Raw genomic sequence first — 14652 nt, forward strand, 5'->3', positions numbered from 1 at the left:
GCCCCGGTCTCCCGCGGCGACATGGACAACAATACCAGGGGTTCGCAGTGCCTCTCACCTGCATATTGCGTGGTCAGTGGGGTGCGAGCGGCACGCGGAGAGAGACGCTACAGCGTGTATCCGAGCAGACGCGCTGCGTTTGGTTACCGTCGGCCGTGTGAGTCAACGTCGCACCTACCGTCCGCCCCGCGCCCTGTCCATGCTGCGCGAGCATCTGCGCGAGACGTTCTGGTTCGCCCCCACCGTGGCGCTGATCCTCGTCTTCGTCGTCTGGGCCCTCGCCGACGCCGTCGACACCCTGATCGTCGACACACTGCGGGACGAAGAGGACTTCCGGAGCCTTCGCGAGCTCATGGCGATCGCCGACGACGCCAAGACCATCGTCACCACGATCGCGTCCGCGATGATGACCTTCATCGGTGTGGTCTTCAGCATCTCGCTCGTCGCGGTGCAGATGGCGGCCGGCAACTTCAGCCCCCGCGTGGTGCGCATCTTCATCAGGAGCCGTATCAGCAAGCTCACCTTCTCCGTCTTCCTCTCCACGTTCCTGCTGTCGCTGCTGGTGCTGACGGCCTTCGAGAGCGAACGCAACCCACGGGAGGTGACGTCCGTGCCGGTGATGCAGAGCATCCTGACGCTGCTCATGGTCGCGTTGAGTCTGCTGCTGTTCATCGCCTACGTGACACAGACGCTTCAGCTGATGAAAGTGGGTCCCGTGGTGGACCGGGTCACCCGGGAGGCGTTCGGGGCACTGGCGCGTATGCCGAGGTCCGACGCGCCCGGGGAGCCACCGGCCGAGGAGATCGCCCGCATCAGTCACCAGGGGCGGTCGGGGGCGCTGCGGGACGTCGATGTCGCCCGGCTGGTGCGGGTGGCCCGGCGCCATGACGTGGTGCTGCGGCTCATCCCCCGGGTCGGGGACTTCGTCGTGCCCGGGACACCCGTCCTCACGGTCCACGGCGACGCGGACCATCAACTGTCGTCCGCGGCCCGGCGTGCGCTGCAGTCCGCCGTGTCGGTCGGCGTGGAGCGCACGTTCCGGCGTGACCTGACCTTCGGGCTGCGCCAGTTGGCCGACATCGGCCTGCGGGCGATGTCGTCGTCGGTGAACGACCCGACCACGGCCGTGCAGTGCCTGGACCGCATCGTGCAGTTTCTCGCCGTCGTCTCCCACCGGCCGCTGGGCACGGTGTACCACCAGGACGGACGGGGCCGGGTGCGGCTGATCCAGCAGGTGTCCGGGTGGGACGACCTGGTCGACCTCGGCTTCGCCGAGCTACGGGGGTGCGCGGTGGGCAGCCCTCAGGTCACGCGGCGCATGATGGCCGGGCTCGAGGACCTGCTCCAGCTCGTGCCTCCTGAGCGGCGCGCTCCGCTCGAGCGCCACCGGGAGATGCTGGTCCGCGCCGTGCGGCAGTCGGTACCGGACCCCGCCGAACGCGACTTCGCGCTCGAGCCGGACCGCCAGGGCATCGGCTGACCGGACGGGCGCGGGCCGACAAGCTCGGGCCGACAGGCGCTCCGGCGACGGGCGCGGGCCGACGGACGCGTCGGCGGCGGGTCGGCGGCGGGGCGGCGGGCCCGCGGGGCGGCCCGGACCGGCGAGCCGGCGGACCCGCGGTTCTGTGCGGCGGACCGGCCGGGCAATCGGCACGAGCCGGCGGCGGGCACGTCCGCCGCACAGGCCCGCCGGAGGGCCGGCCGGCTACTTCACGGCGGTGAGCGTCGCGTAGACGACGACGTTGCCCTCGTAGCCGCCTTTCGCGGACCGGTCGCCGCCGCACGTGATCACCCGCAGTTCGGGACGGCCGGAGTCGCCGTAGACCTTCTCGTCCGGGAAGTCGTTCTTGTCGTGGACCTCCACGCCGTCGACGGTGAAGACGGCCGTGCGCCGGTCCTTGCGTACGACGTCGATGGTGTCGCCCTTGCCGAGCGACCCGAGCCGGTAGAAGACGCCCCGCCCGGCGGGAGTGTCCACGTGTCCGGCGGTCACGGCGGTGCCGTTCTCCCCGGGGGTCGCACCGCCGCCGTACCAGCCGGCCAGGGCGGGCGCTGCGGCCGGCGGCGGCCGCAGCGCCCCCTTCTCGTTCAACTGCAGTCGGATCAGCGGGGCGTTCACGCCGATGGCCGGGATCAGCAGACGGACGGGGTCCGCGGGGCCGAGCGGCTTGACGGCCGGCGGCTGCGGCGGGCGCTGCGGGGCGGGCCGGGCGGCGGCGGCCCTGTGCTGCGCCGGCGACGGCTGCGGCGGGCTCTCCTCGTACAGCGCGCTGCCCACGAGCACCGCCCCGGCGATCGCGGCGCAGACGAGCACCTTGTAGGAGGGGAGGCGGGCCGCGTCGGTGGTCGGTCGCGTCGGTGTGTCGTCCATCGGGCGGGCCTTTGCTCGGCAGGGGCTGGGGTGTGCGTGGGACCCGGCCGGCCCCCGGTCACCGTGACGGTGGCCGGGGGCCGGTGGGAGTGGTGGTGGTCAGGTCCGGGCGGCACCGGAGCCGCGGCGCGTCCTGACCGCTCCGCCGGCGACCGCGCCGGCGAGGAGGAGTCCGCCCAGTGCGAGTTGTGCGCTCTTGCCGGTGGCGTCGCCGAAGCCCGCCTCGACCCCTCCGCTGGGACGGTCGCCGATCCGGTGGGTCCCGGTGACCTTCGTACGCGGGGGACACTTCAGGGTGACCGTGTCGGTGCCCGGGGCCGCGTCCTCGGGCACCTGGAACTCGCCCACCAGGACGCCCTTCCGGTCACCCTCGAAGAGGTGGAACTGCCCGCCCGCCTCCGACTCCCCCTTGCCGTAGGTCTCCTCTCCGCAGGCGGTCGTGGTGACGGTGACCGTGGCCCCCGGGGCGTTGCGCGGGCTGATCTCGATGTCGCCGTCCGCGGCCGCGGCGGCCGGGGCGGAGAGTACGAGGGCGCCGACGATCACGGCGGCCTTGAGACCGGTACGGGCGATGCGCATGTCTTCCTCCAGCGGAGCAGTGTCCGGCCCTCTGCGCGGCTCCTCTGCTGTGCTCCGTGTACGAGGCAACCCACAGTCGGTGATCATCGCAATGCGAGGTCCCCGGACGCGGGTCACCCGGTAGGGCGCAGGATCCTGCGCCCTACCGGGCAGTGCCGCAGGTCGCCGCGGCGTTCACCCCGCGGCGAATGTGCCGGCGTGAGACGTGCGAACGGGCTAAGGATCATCCCGTCCCGGGCGTGGCGCGGGTACGGAAGGGGGCGTGCGGGCGTCCGGCCGTGGTGAGCAGACGCCTCGTCAGGCGTTGAGCTGGTAGTCGGGGAAATTGCCCGGCAGCCGCTCCCCCGCCGGGCCTTCCGTGACGGCCCGCACCAGCAGCTCACCGCCGACGAACGCGCCGCGCCAGGAGGCGCCGAAGCCGCCGAACAGCTCGTCGCGGTCGCCGCGTGAACGGGGCTTGTTGTGGCCCGTCTTGAAGGCGCGGATCTGCGGGGCGAGACGCCGGAAGGTCGCCGGGTCGTCCGTGGAGAGGGTCGCCACGAGCGCGCCGCCCGAGGCGTTCATCGCGGCGAGCAGTTCCGCCTCCGTGTCGACGAGGACGATGGTGTCGACCGGGCCGAAGGGTTCGGCGTGGTGCAGTGGGGAGGACGGGGGCGGACCGAGCAGGGTGACGGGCGGGAGGTAGGCGGAGGTGTCCTGGCCGGGGAGGAAGCGGCCGTCGGCGAGCGTCCCCCGGTGGAGGGGTACGGCTCCGCGGTCGATGGCCTCGGCGACCTGGTCGCCCAGTTCCTTGGCCTTGGCCGCGTTGATGAGCGGCCCGAAGTCGAGGGCGGGCAGCGGGTCGTCGGGGTGTTCGACGGCGAGCGGGTGGCCGGTGCGGATCGAGCGTACAGCGGGCAGGTAGGCGGCGAGGAAGTCGGCGAAGCACTCACATTGGACGACGAACCGGGGGTAGGCGGTGCAGCGCTGCTTGCCGTAGTCGAAGAGTTTCGGGATGACGGCGGTGAGGGCGGAGAAGTCGGTGTAGTTCCAGACGCCCCAGGTGTTGAGGCCCTCCTGCTCCAGGATGTGGCGCTTGCCGAGGTCGGCCACGGCGGTGGCGATGCGGGCGCCGGTGTCGCGTCCTCCGACGAAGGAGACGCAGCCGATCTCCGGGGAGCGGACGAGGGCCTCCGAGAGTTCCCCGCCGCTGCCGCTGACCAGGGTCAGGGGCACGCCTTCACGGACGGCGAGGGCGCAGGCGAGGGTGAGGCAGGCGACGCCGCCGTCGGTCGGGGCCTTGGCGATCACCGCGTTCCCGGCCAGCGCCTGGACGAGCATGGCGTGGACGAGGACGGACATGGGGTAGTTCCAGCTGGCGATGTTGGAGACCGGTCCCCCGAGGGGTGAGCGGCCGTCCAGCATGGGCTCGATGCCTTCGACGTACCAGCGGACCCCGTCGATGGCGCGGTCGACGTCGGCCTGGGCGAGCCGCCAGGGCTTGCCGATCTCCCAGACGAGGAGGAGGGCGAGCAGTTCGCGGTGCTCGGCGAGGGCGTCGAGGGTGGCGGCGACGCGGGCGCGGCGTTCCGGCAGGGGGATGTGGCGCCAGGCGCGGTGCTGGTCGAGCGAGGCGCGCACGGCCTGCCGGGCGGCGGTCGTGTCCAGCCGGGGCGGGCCGGCTACGGGGCTCTGGTCGACGGGGCTGGTGGCGGGGAGGGCGCGGCCGTCCGCGTGCCAGCGCGCGGCCCAGAGGTTGAGGACGCGGTCGTCCCGGAACGCTTCGGGGGCGACGGCGGCGCAGCGCTGCCAGGCGTCGGTCCAGGCCGTGCCCGGCTTGAGGGTGAGGGTGGGTGCCATGAAGGTGAACTCCGCTCGTGACGTGTCGTACGGGGCGGGAGGACGTTCGGCGACGGGGGCGGGCGGCCGGCTCGCACACGCCGGTCGCCCGGGCGACCCCGGTACGCGTGGGTTACCCGCAAGTAACCCGGTTACTCACGACGTGCCGTGAATGAGAGTGAGCTCTCAGCGCTCGGCCGCCGCGAGCCGCTCGCGCACCAGGCGCGAGGTCTCGGTCGGTGTGGAGCCGACGCGTACGCCGGCCGCTTCGAGGGCCTGCTTCTTGGCCTCCGCGGTCCCGCTGGAGCCCGACACGATCGCTCCCGCGTGGCCCATGGTCTTTCCCTCGGGGGCGGTGAAGCCTGCGATGTAGCCGACGACGGGCTTGGTGACGTGTTCGGTGATGTAGGCGGCGGCGCGCTCCTCCGCGTCGCCGCCGATCTCGCCGATCAGCACGATGAGTTCGGTGTCGGGGTCCTTCTCGAAGGCGGCGAGGCAGTCGATGTGGGTGGTGCCGACCACCGGGTCGCCGCCGATGCCGACCGCCGAGGAGAAGCCGATGTCGCGGAGCTCGTACATGAGCTGGTAGGTCAGTGTGCCGGACTTGGAGACGAGCCCGATGCGGCCGGGTTCCGCGGCGATGTCCGCGGGGATGATGCCGGCGTTCGACTGGCCGGGGCTGATGAGGCCGGGGCAGTTGGGCCCGATGATGCGGGTGCCGCGCTCCGCGGCGTACGCCTGGAAGGCGACGGCGTCGTGGACGGGAATGCCCTCGGTGATGACGACCGCGAGCCCGATGCCGGCGTCGGCAGCCTCCATGACGGCCGCCTTGGCGAACGGCGGCGGCACGAAGACCACGGCGACGTCCGCGCCGGTGGCCGCCATCGCCTCGCGGACGCCCCCGAAGACGGGGACGGCACGCTCGTCGAAGTCGACGACCTGGCCCGCCTTGCGCGGGTTGACCCCGGCGACGACGTCGGTGCCGGACGCCAGCATCCGGCGGGTGTGCTTCATGCCCTCCGCGCCGGTCATGCCCTGGACGAGGACCTTGCTCTCCTTGGTGAGGAAGACCGCCATGATTCCTGGCCCTTTCTGTTGCAGGTCGGTTGACTCGGGGGCGTCCCGGCCGGCGTCGACGGTCGATCGTGCTCGGCCGCTCGTTCTCCCTCTCGACGCCGCCGCGCCCCTTCGGCTCGCTCAGATGGCGAGGTCGGCGGCCCGCCGGGCGGCGCCGTCCATGGTCGTGGACTGCTGGACGAGGGGATGGGCGCGTTCCTCGAGGATGGCCCGGCCGCGGGCGGCGTTGTTGCCGTCGAGGCGTACGACGAGGGGTTTGGTCAGGCGTACGGAGTCGAGAGCCTGGACGATGCCTTCGGCGACGGCGTCGCAGGCCGTGATGCCGCCGAAGACGTTCACGAGCACGCTGTTGACGTCACGGTCGGAGAGGATGACGGACAGCCCGTCGGCCATCACCGCCGCGGAGGCGCCGCCGCCGATGTCGAGGAAGTTCGCGGGCCTCGCGCCGCAGCCGGCGACGACGTCGAGGGTCGACATGACCAGGCCGGCGCCGTTGCCGATGACGCCGACGGTGCCGTCGAGCTTGACGTAATTGAGGCCCTTGGCGGCGGCCACCGCCTCCAGCGGGTCCTCGTGCAGGGTGGCGTCGTCGTTGCCCCAGCGCGCCTGGCGGAAGCGGGCGTTGTCGTCGAGGGTGACCTTGCCGTCGAGGGCGAGGATGTCGCCGGCCGTGGTGCGCACGAGCGGGTTGACCTCGACCAGGAGGGCGTCCTCGCGGACCAGGACCTGCCACAGGGCCTGCAGGACGGGGGCGGTCTCCTGCGGCAGCCCGGCCGCCGCGGCGATCTCGGCGGCCTTGTCGGCGGTGACGCCTTCTGCGGGCGGGACGGGGATGCGCGCGACCGCTTCTGGCCGGGTGGCGGCGACCTCCTCGATGTCCATGCCGCCCTCGGCGGACGCGATGGCGAGGAAGGCGTCGGCGGCCCGGTCGAGGACGTAGGAGACGTAGAACTCCTCCTCGATGTCGACCGGCTGGGCGAGCATCACCGTGCGCACGGTGTGGCCCTTGATGTCCATGCCGAGGATCTGGCGGGCGGTCACTTCCGCGGCGGCGGCGTCGGCGGCGAGCTTCACCCCGCCGGCCTTGCCCCTTCCTCCGGTCTTCACCTGGGCCTTGACCACGACGCGGCCGCCGAGCCGTTCCGCTGCCTCGCGGGCCTGCGCGGCGGTCTGTGCGGTCTCTGCTTCCGGTACGGGGATGCCGTACTCCCCGAAGAGTTCCCTTGCTTGGTGCTCGTACAGATCCATGCCGGGCTCCCAGTGCTTCGTCCGAAACGAATGAAAGTGCCGCACGCCCCCTGGACACCACCCACCGGATGCGGGATAACAAGCTTCATACAGTATTCGTCGACTGTATGCAATCTACCGCGAAGCACACCGGGGCGGTGTACCGGCGCCCCCTGAACAGCTCACCGACTCCCCTACGAAGGGACAGGACTTCGCCATGCCCGACGACAACAGCCAGCAACTCATCTCGGGTGGACACCTGGTGGCCAAGGCACTCAAGGCCGAGGGCGTGGAGGTCATCTACACCCTCTGCGGCGGCCACATCATCGACATCTACGACGGCTGCGTGGACGAAGGCATCGAAGTCGTCGACGTACGCCACGAACAGGTCGCCGCCCATGCCGCCGACGGCTACGCCCGCATCACCGGCAAGCCGGGATGCGCGGTCGTCACCGCCGGGCCGGGCACCACGGACGCCGTCACCGGCGTCGCCAACGCCTTCCGCGCCGAGTCACCGATGCTGCTGATCGGCGGTCAGGGAGCGCACACGCAGCACAAGATGGGCTCGCTGCAGGACCTCCCGCACGTCGACATGATGACGCCGATCACCAAGTTCGCCGCCACCGTGCCGGACACGGCACGCGCCGCCGACATGGTCTCGATGGCGTTCCGCGAGTGCTACCACGGCGCGCCCGGCCCCTCCTTCCTGGAGATCCCGCGCGACGTGCTCGACGCCAAGGTCCCCGTCGAGAAGGCGCGCGTCCCGAAGGCCGGCCACTACCGGGCCTCGACGCGCAGCGCCGGTGACCCGGAGGCGGTGGAGAAGCTCGCCGACCTGCTGGTGCACGCCGAGAAGCCGGCGATCCTGCTCGGCAGCCAGGTGTGGACCACCCGCGGCACCGACTCCGCCGTCGAGTTGGTGCGCACCCTGAACATGCCCGCGTACATGAACGGCGCCGGGCGCGGCACGCTGCCGCCCGGCGACCCGCACCACTTCCAGCTCTCGCGGCGCTACGCCTTCGCAGGCGCCGACGTCATCGTCATCGTCGGCACCCCCTTCGACTTCCGGATGGGGTACGGCAAGCGGCTGTCGCCGGCCGCCACGGTCGTGCAGATCGACCTGGACTACCGGACGGTGGGCAAGAACCGGGACATCGACCTCGGGATCGTCGGTGACGCGGGCCTGATCCTCAAGTCCGTGACGGAAGCGGTGTCCGGACGGCTCAACGGCGGTGCCGTCAAGCGCAAGGCGTGGCTCGAGGAGCTTCGCGCCGCCGAGCAGACCGCGCTCGACAAGCGTCTGCCGCAGCTGCGCTCCGACGCCTCGCCCATCCACCCGTACCGCCTGGTCAGCGAGATCAACGACTTCCTCACCGAGGACTCGGTCTACATCGGCGACGGCGGCGACATCGTCACCTTCTCCGGCCAGGTCGTCCAGCCCAAGTCCCCCGGCCACTGGATGGACCCGGGGCCGCTCGGCACCCTCGGCGTCGGCGTCCCCTTCGTCCTGGCCGCCAAGCAGGCCCGCCCCGACAAGGAGGTGGTGGCCCTCTTCGGTGACGGGGCGTTCTCGCTGACCGGCTGGGACTTCGAGACGCTGGTCCGCTACAACCTCCCCTTCGTCGGGATCGTCGGCAACAACTCCTCCATGAACCAGATCCGTTACGGCCAGGCCCAGAAGTACGGCCTGGAGCGCGAGCGGGTCGGCAACACCCTCGGCGACGTCCGCTACGACGAGTTCGCCCGGATGCTGGGCGGCTACGGCGAGGAGGTGCGCGACCCCGCCGACATCGCGCCCGCGCTGCGCCGCGCCCGCGAGTCCGGGCTGCCGTCGCTGATCAACGTGTGGGTGGACCCCGACGCGTACGCCCCCGGAACCATGAACCAGACCATGTACAAGTGAGGAGCGCCGGCCATGACCCAGAACACGACCAGGACCATGACCAAGGCTCTTGAGGGCGTCCGCGTCCTCGACATGACGCACGTCCAGTCCGGGCCCTCCGCGACACAGCTGCTCGGCTGGCTGGGCGCGGACGTGGTGAAGCTGGAGGCCCCGAGCGGCGACATCACGCGCAAGCAGCTGCGCGACATCCCGGACGTCGACTCGCTCTACTTCACGATGCTCAACTGCAACAAGCGCAGCATCACCCTCAACACCAAGTCGGAGCGCGGCAAGGAGATCCTCACCGAGCTGATCCGCCGCAGCGACGTCATGGTGGAGAACTTCGGCCCCGGCGCGGTGGACCGGATGGGCTTCACCTGGGAACGGATCCAGGAGATCAACCCCCGGATCGTGTACGCCTCCATCAAGGGGTTCGGGGAGGGCCCGTACACCAACTTCAAGGCGTACGAAGTGGTGGCGCAGGCGATGGGCGGGTCCATGTCGACCACCGGCTTCGAGGACGGGCCGCCGCTGGCGACGGGCGCACAGATCGGTGACTCCGGCACGGGCATCCATGCCGTCGCCGGGATACTCGCCGCGCTGTACCAGCGCGAGAGCACCGGGCGCGGCCAGCGGGTGAACGTGGCGATGCAGCACGCCGTGCTCAACCTCTGCCGGGTGAAGCTGCGCGACCAGCAGCGGCTCGCGCACGGTCCGCTCGCCGAGTACCCGAACGAGGACTTCGGCGACGAGGTGCCCCGTTCCGGCAACGCCTCCGGCGGCGGCCAGCCGGGCTGGGCGGTCAAGTGCTCGCCCGGTGGCCCGAACGACTACGTGTACGTGATCGTCCAGCCGGTCGGCTGGCAGCCGATCTCGGAGCTCATCGGCCGGCCGGAGCTGGCGGAGGACCCCGAGTGGGCGACGCCGGAGGCGCGGCTGCCGAAGCTGAACAAGATGTTCCAGCTGATCGAGGAGTGGACGGCGACGCTCCCCAAGTGGGAGGTGCTGGAGAAGCTCAACGCCCGCAACATCCCCTGCGGGCCGATCCTCTCGACCAAGGAGATCATCGAGGACCCGTCGCTGGCGGCGAACGAGATGGTCGTCGAGGTCGAGCACCCCGAGCGCGGCACCTTCACCACCGTGGGCAGCCCGCTGAAGCTGTCCGACTCGCCCGTGGACGTGGTCACCTCGCCGCTGCTCGGTCAGCACAACGAAGAGGTGTACGTCGGCGAGCTGGGCCTCGGCGACGAGGAGCTCAGCCTGCTCAAGTCGAACGGAGTCATCTAGTGGCGGAGCACGCAGAGCGGCAGGCCGCGGTACGGGCGATCCTGGCGGGCGCGCTCGCCGAGGGCCGTACGGCGCTGACGGCCCCCGAGGGCAAGGCGGTCACCGACGCGTACGGGATCCCGACCCCGGCCGAAGGGCTCGCGGAGACGGCGGACGAGGCGGTGGCGCTGGCGGACCGGATCGGCTTCCCGGTCGCCATGAAGATCGTCTCCCCCGGCATCCTGCACAAGACGGACGCGGGCGGCGTACAGGTCGGGCTGAAGTCCTGCGCGGAGGTGCGCGGCGCGTTCACGGCCATCGTGTCCAACGCGAAGGCGTACGACCCCGAGGCCCGCATCCTCGGGGTGCAGGTGCAGCAGATGGTGCCGTCCGGTACCGAGGTGCTGGTGGGCACGGTCACCGATCCGACGTTCGGGAAGGTGGTGGCGTTCGGCCTCGGCGGTGTGCTCGTCGAGGTGCTGAAGGACGTCACCTTCCGACTGGCGCCCGCCTCGCGGGACGACGCGCTGTCGATGATGGACGGCATCCGCGCGGCGGAGATCCTGCGCGGGGTGCGCGGCGGTGCGGCCGTGGACCGCGACGCGCTCGCCGACGTGGTGGTCCGCGTCTCCGAACTGGCTGCCGACTTCCCCGAGATCGCCGAGGTGGACCTGAACCCGGTGTTCGCCTCCGCGGCCGGGGCGATGGCCGCCGACGTCCGGATCCTGCTCAGCACCGAGGTTCCGGCAGAGCGCCGCAGGTACTCCCGTGAGGAGATGCTCACCTCGATGCGGCGGCTGATGCAGCCCCTGTCCGTGACGGTCATCGGCGCCTCCAACGAACAGGGCAAGATCGGCAATTCGGTCATGCGGAACCTGATCGACGGCGGTTTCCCGGGAGACATCCACCCGGTGAACCCCAAGGCCGATGACATACTCGGCCGTAAGGCGTACAAGAGCGTGATGGATGTTCCGGGCGAGCCCGATGTGGCGGTCTTCGCGATCCCCGCGAAGTTCGTGGCGTCCGCTCTCGAGGAGGTCGGCCGCAAGGGCATCCCCAACGCGGTGCTGATCCCCTCCGGTTTCGCCGAGACCGGCGAGCACGAGCTCCAGGCGGAGATCGTGGCGATCGCCGAGCGGTACGGCGTGCGGCTGCTGGGGCCGAACATCTACGGCTACTACTCCACCTGGCAGGACCTGTGCGCCACGTTCTGCACGCCCTACGACGTCAAGGGCGGTGTGGCGCTCACCTCGCAGTCGGGTGGCATCGGCATGGCGATCCTCGGCTTCGCGCGGACCACACGCACGGGTGTCTCCGCGATCGTCGGTCTCGGCAACAAGTCGGACCTGGACGAGGACGACCTGCTCACCTGGTTCGGCGAGGACCCCAACACGCAGTGCATCGCGATGCACCTGGAGGACCTCAAGGACGGACGGGCGTTCGTCGAGGCCGCACGCGAGACGGTGCGCAAGAAGCCGGTGGTGGTCCTCAAGGCGGGCCGTACGGCGGCGGGCGCGAAGGCGGCCGGCTCGCACACCGGCGCGCTGGCCGGCGACGACGCGGTCTACGACGACGTACTGCGGCAGGCGGGGGTGATCCGCGCGCCGGGGCTGAACGAGATGCTGGAGTACGCGCGGGCGCTGCCCGTCCTCCCCGTGCCGCAGGGCGACAACATCGTGATCATCACGGGGGCCGGCGGCTCGGGGGTGCTGCTGTCGGACGCGATCGTCGACAACGGGCTGTCCCTGATGGAGATCCCGCCGGACCTGGACGCCTCCTTCAAGGCCTTCATCCCGCCGTTCGGCGCCGCCGGCAACCCGATCGACATCACGGGCGGCGAGCCGCCCTCCACGTACGAGGCGACGATCCGGCTGGGCCTGGAGGATCCCCGGATCCACGCGCTGGTGCTGGGTTACTGGCACACGATCGTCACCCCTCCGATGGTGTTCGCGGAGCTCACCGCGCGTGTGGTGCGGGAGTTCAGGGAGCGCGGGATCGAGAAGCCGGTGGTGGCGTCGCTCGCCGGGGACGTCGAGGTGGAGCAGGCGTGCCAGTACCTCTTCGAGCGCGGTGTCGTCGCCTACCCGTACACGACGGAGAAGCCGGTCGCGGCGCTCGGCGCGAAGTACGCCTGGGCCCGGGCCGCGGGCCTGTTGGGGGGCGGTCGATGACCTGAGCGACGGCTCGAACCACGGGGTCTGCGGTGACCGCTCGCCGCGGACCCCGGTGCGAAGAGAAACGGACAGGGGGCGCTGGCCAGACTTCTTCCACGCGAGGGGTTCGATCACCATGACGACAACCGACATCTCCACATCCGTCCCCTTCAGGGAGGTGACGGACGCCAACGGGCGCATGTACCGGATCGGCGAGACCGATATCGACATCATGGGCCGCAAGCGCAAGTGGATGGTCATCCTGCCGTGGGTGGGCATGATGGGCATCAGCTCGGCGGAGTACGCGTTCGCGTCCGCCGAGGACACCCTGCACACCGCGCACAGCTGGAGCAGTTCGCACATCTTCTGGATGCTCGGTGTGTGGGTCTTCTTCCAGGCCGCGGTGGCCTTCCCGGCGGGCAAGCTGCGCGAGAGCGGCAGGCTGCCGGCCCGGTGGGCGATGATGCTGGGTGCGGTGGGCACCCTGCTGGGCTATGTCTCGCTGGCGTTCGCACCCCATGTGGTGGTCGCCTACATCGGCTTCGGCATGTTCAGCGGCATGGGCGCGGGCATGGTCTACGCGACCTGCGTCAACATGGTCGGCAAGTGGTACCCGGAGCGCAAGGGCGGCAAGACCGGGTTCGTCAACGGCGGCTTCGCCTACGGTTCGGTGCCGTTCGTCTTCATCTTCACCGGCTACATGGACCTGACGAACTTCCGCTGGGTCCTCGTCTCCGTCGGTGTGTTCCTGGCCGCGACGGTCGCCGTCGCGGGCTACTTCTTCAAGGACCCGCCGAAGAACTGGTGGCCGGCGGAGGTCGACCCGCTGCGCAAGCCGGACGACCCGCGGGCACGGCGGGCCCTGGAGAAGAACCCGCCGGCGGTGAAGCAGTACACGCCGAGGGAGGCGTGGCAGACCGGCCGGGTGGCGCTGATGTGGTTCTGCCTGCTGTGCACGTCCGGTGTGAACATCTTCGGCATCGCCTTCCAGGTGCCGTTCGGTGACGAGGCCGGCTTCGCGGGCGGCATCGTCGCGACGGCGATGTCCCTCAAGGCGATCGTGAACGGCACGGGGCGCGGGGTGATCGGCTGGCTCTCCGACCGGTACGGCCGCAAGCAGTGCCTGATCTTCGTCTGTATCGTGCTCGGCCTCTCGCAGTACGGCATCCTGTGGTCGGGCAACATCCACAACCTGCCGCTGTTCCTGCTGTTCTCCAGCATCTCGGGATTCGGCGGCGGCGCCATCTTCCCGATGTTCGCGGCGATGACGGCGGACTACTTCGGCGAGAACAACAACGCCTCCAACTACGGCCTCGTCTACAGCTCGAAGCTGGTGTCGGGCCTGCTGGGTTCCGGCATGGGCGCCGTGGTCGTGGGCGCGTGGGACTACGCGGGCGCGTTCATCCTGGCCGGTTCCATCTCGCTGTTCGCCGGCTGTGTGGCGACGTTCCTGCATCCGCCGGGGCGGCCCCGCAAGGGCCGGATCGCGGCAAATCCGCAGCCGATCAGCCGGGACATGGGCTGAGCGGAGCACGGTGGGACGGTGCGGCCCGGGCGGCCGCGGCGGCCGGGAGACCGGTCACCGCGGCCGCCCGGCCGTGCGTGGACGGCTACGACAACTGACCGTCGTAGTCGGGGAGCTTGAAGGTCCGCTCCGCGTGCCCGCCGACGAGGTCGGTGGTGTTGTTGCCGATGTTGGCGATGATCGTGTAGCCCTTGGCCTCGATCTCGGCGCGCTTCTCCGTCTTGTAGGCGCTGACCTCGCCGAAGAGGTCGGGCAGGTCGCGGACGTACAGTCCGTCGACGGGGTAGCCAGTCTGCTTCAGGTTCCAGTCGGTGAGCGAGTGGATGATGCCGGGGCGGGCGGTCACGAAGAAGACGGCGACGCCACGGGAGTCGGCGTAACGGGCGAGCTCACGCATCTCCTGGATGGCCGGGGTGGGCAGCTTCCAGAACGGGTGGAAGTGCGTCTCCAGCGAGGTGTTGTCGATGTCGAGAACGATCGCCTGCTTCTCGCCGGAGGCGTCGGCGGTGCGCTGCTCGATGTAGGGCCGGGCCTCTGCGACGACGGCGGCGACGTCACGCAGCCAGGTGTCGTAGTCGACGCTAAGGGTCTGCGCGGTCGTTGCGGCCTGTGTGGTGTCGGCGTGGGCGGAGGCGACGGGCAGGGCCGCGACGAAGGTCAGGGCGGCGGCGGTCGCGGTGGCGCGGACCGTCCAGATGCGTGCATGCATGGGGGGTTCTCCTGGGTGTCGAGGCAGCTCAGGGAGCCCGTTCGG

11 protein-coding genes are annotated in these 14652 nt (G+C 70.7%); 5 read left to right on the plus strand and 6 right to left on the minus strand.

Annotated features, from left to right (window positions below):
- Positions 1-199 precede the first annotated feature (199 nt).
- Positions 200-1480 (plus strand): DUF2254 domain-containing protein, encoded by a 1281-nt coding sequence (locus SPRI_RS05960; RefSeq protein ID WP_053556744.1) that lies wholly within the window; start codon positions 200-202, stop codon positions 1478-1480.
- Between the two features lie 225 nt (positions 1481-1705).
- Here SPRI_RS05960 and SPRI_RS05965 read toward each other — a convergent pair whose 3' ends face one another.
- The 5 genes from SPRI_RS05965 to sucC all read right to left on the minus strand — a co-directional run bounded on the left by SPRI_RS05965 (position 1706) and on the right by sucC (position 7093).
- Entirely contained in the window at positions 1706-2371 is a 666-nt protein-coding gene (locus tag SPRI_RS05965; protein ID WP_078951210.1) for a class F sortase, read from the minus strand.
- A gap of 99 nt (positions 2372-2470) precedes the next feature.
- Positions 2471-2950: a hypothetical protein gene (locus SPRI_RS05970; protein ID WP_037773259.1), complete on the minus strand. Its 480-nt coding sequence runs from the start codon at positions 2948-2950 to the stop codon at positions 2471-2473.
- Positions 2951-3247: 297 nt separating this feature from the next.
- On the minus strand, positions 3248-4789 hold the full coding sequence (locus SPRI_RS05975) for an aldehyde dehydrogenase family protein (protein ID WP_005309308.1): 1542 nt from the start codon (positions 4787-4789) through the stop codon (positions 3248-3250).
- Positions 4790-4954: 165 nt separating this feature from the next.
- The gene (gene sucD / locus SPRI_RS05980; RefSeq protein ID WP_005309310.1) at positions 4955-5845 is read right to left on the minus strand and encodes a succinate--CoA ligase subunit alpha; all 891 of its coding nucleotides are present in this window, start codon (positions 5843-5845) and stop codon (positions 4955-4957) included.
- 120 nt (positions 5846-5965) lie between these two features.
- Entirely contained in the window at positions 5966-7093 is a 1128-nt protein-coding gene (gene sucC, locus SPRI_RS05985) for an ADP-forming succinate--CoA ligase subunit beta (RefSeq protein ID WP_005309312.1), read from the minus strand.
- A gap of 196 nt (positions 7094-7289) precedes the next feature.
- On the opposite strand from sucC, the gene SPRI_RS05990 reads away from it, so the two are divergent.
- The 4 genes from SPRI_RS05990 (at position 7290) to SPRI_RS06005 (ending at position 13898) form a co-directional block, all read left to right on the plus strand.
- Positions 7290-8975, plus strand: coding sequence for a thiamine pyrophosphate-binding protein (locus SPRI_RS05990; RefSeq protein WP_005309314.1), 1686 nt, complete (start codon positions 7290-7292; stop codon positions 8973-8975).
- A gap of 36 nt (positions 8976-9011) precedes the next feature.
- Positions 9012-10241, plus strand: coding sequence for a formyl-CoA transferase (frc, locus tag SPRI_RS05995; RefSeq protein ID WP_037775994.1), 1230 nt, complete (start codon positions 9012-9014; stop codon positions 10239-10241).
- A complete protein-coding gene (locus SPRI_RS06000) occupies positions 10241-12391 on the plus strand; it encodes an acetate--CoA ligase family protein (protein WP_005309318.1) in 2151 nt (716 codons plus the stop codon). Before frc ends, SPRI_RS06000 begins: the two co-directional genes overlap by 1 nt.
- Positions 12392-12509: 118 nt before the next feature.
- The gene (locus SPRI_RS06005; RefSeq protein WP_037773261.1) at positions 12510-13898 is read left to right on the plus strand and encodes an OFA family MFS transporter; all 1389 of its coding nucleotides are present in this window, start codon (positions 12510-12512) and stop codon (positions 13896-13898) included.
- A gap of 85 nt (positions 13899-13983) precedes the next feature.
- On the opposite strand, the gene SPRI_RS06010 is transcribed toward SPRI_RS06005, so the two are convergent.
- On the minus strand, positions 13984-14607 hold the full coding sequence (locus SPRI_RS06010; RefSeq protein ID WP_037773262.1) for an HAD family acid phosphatase: 624 nt from the start codon (positions 14605-14607) through the stop codon (positions 13984-13986).
- Positions 14608-14652: the final 45 nt, after the last annotated feature.

This window comes from Streptomyces pristinaespiralis (assembly GCF_001278075.1).
In the GTDB taxonomy this organism is placed as follows: domain Bacteria; phylum Actinomycetota; class Actinomycetes; order Streptomycetales; family Streptomycetaceae; genus Streptomyces; species Streptomyces pristinaespiralis.

Bases quoted from the DNA above. Each gene is read 5' to 3' on its own strand.
- SPRI_RS05960 (WP_053556744.1), top strand. From the start codon at position 200: ATGCTGCGCGAGCATCTGCGCGAGACGTTCTGGTTCGCCCCCACCGTG.
- SPRI_RS05965 (WP_078951210.1), bottom strand. From the start codon at position 2,371: ATGGACGACACACCGACGCGACCGACCACCGACGCGGCCCGCCTCCCC.
- SPRI_RS05970 (WP_037773259.1), bottom strand. From the start codon at position 2,950: ATGCGCATCGCCCGTACCGGTCTCAAGGCCGCCGTGATCGTCGGCGCC.
- SPRI_RS05975 (WP_005309308.1), bottom strand. From the start codon at position 4,789: ATGGCACCCACCCTCACCCTCAAGCCGGGCACGGCCTGGACCGACGCC.
- sucD (WP_005309310.1), bottom strand. From the start codon at position 5,845: ATGGCGGTCTTCCTCACCAAGGAGAGCAAGGTCCTCGTCCAGGGCATG.
- sucC (WP_005309312.1), bottom strand. From the start codon at position 7,093: ATGGATCTGTACGAGCACCAAGCAAGGGAACTCTTCGGGGAGTACGGC.
- SPRI_RS05990 (WP_005309314.1), top strand. From the start codon at position 7,290: ATGCCCGACGACAACAGCCAGCAACTCATCTCGGGTGGACACCTGGTG.
- frc (WP_037775994.1), top strand. From the start codon at position 9,012: ATGACCAAGGCTCTTGAGGGCGTCCGCGTCCTCGACATGACGCACGTC.
- SPRI_RS06005 (WP_037773261.1), top strand. From the start codon at position 12,510: ATGACGACAACCGACATCTCCACATCCGTCCCCTTCAGGGAGGTGACG.
- SPRI_RS06010 (WP_037773262.1), bottom strand. From the start codon at position 14,607: ATGCATGCACGCATCTGGACGGTCCGCGCCACCGCGACCGCCGCCGCC.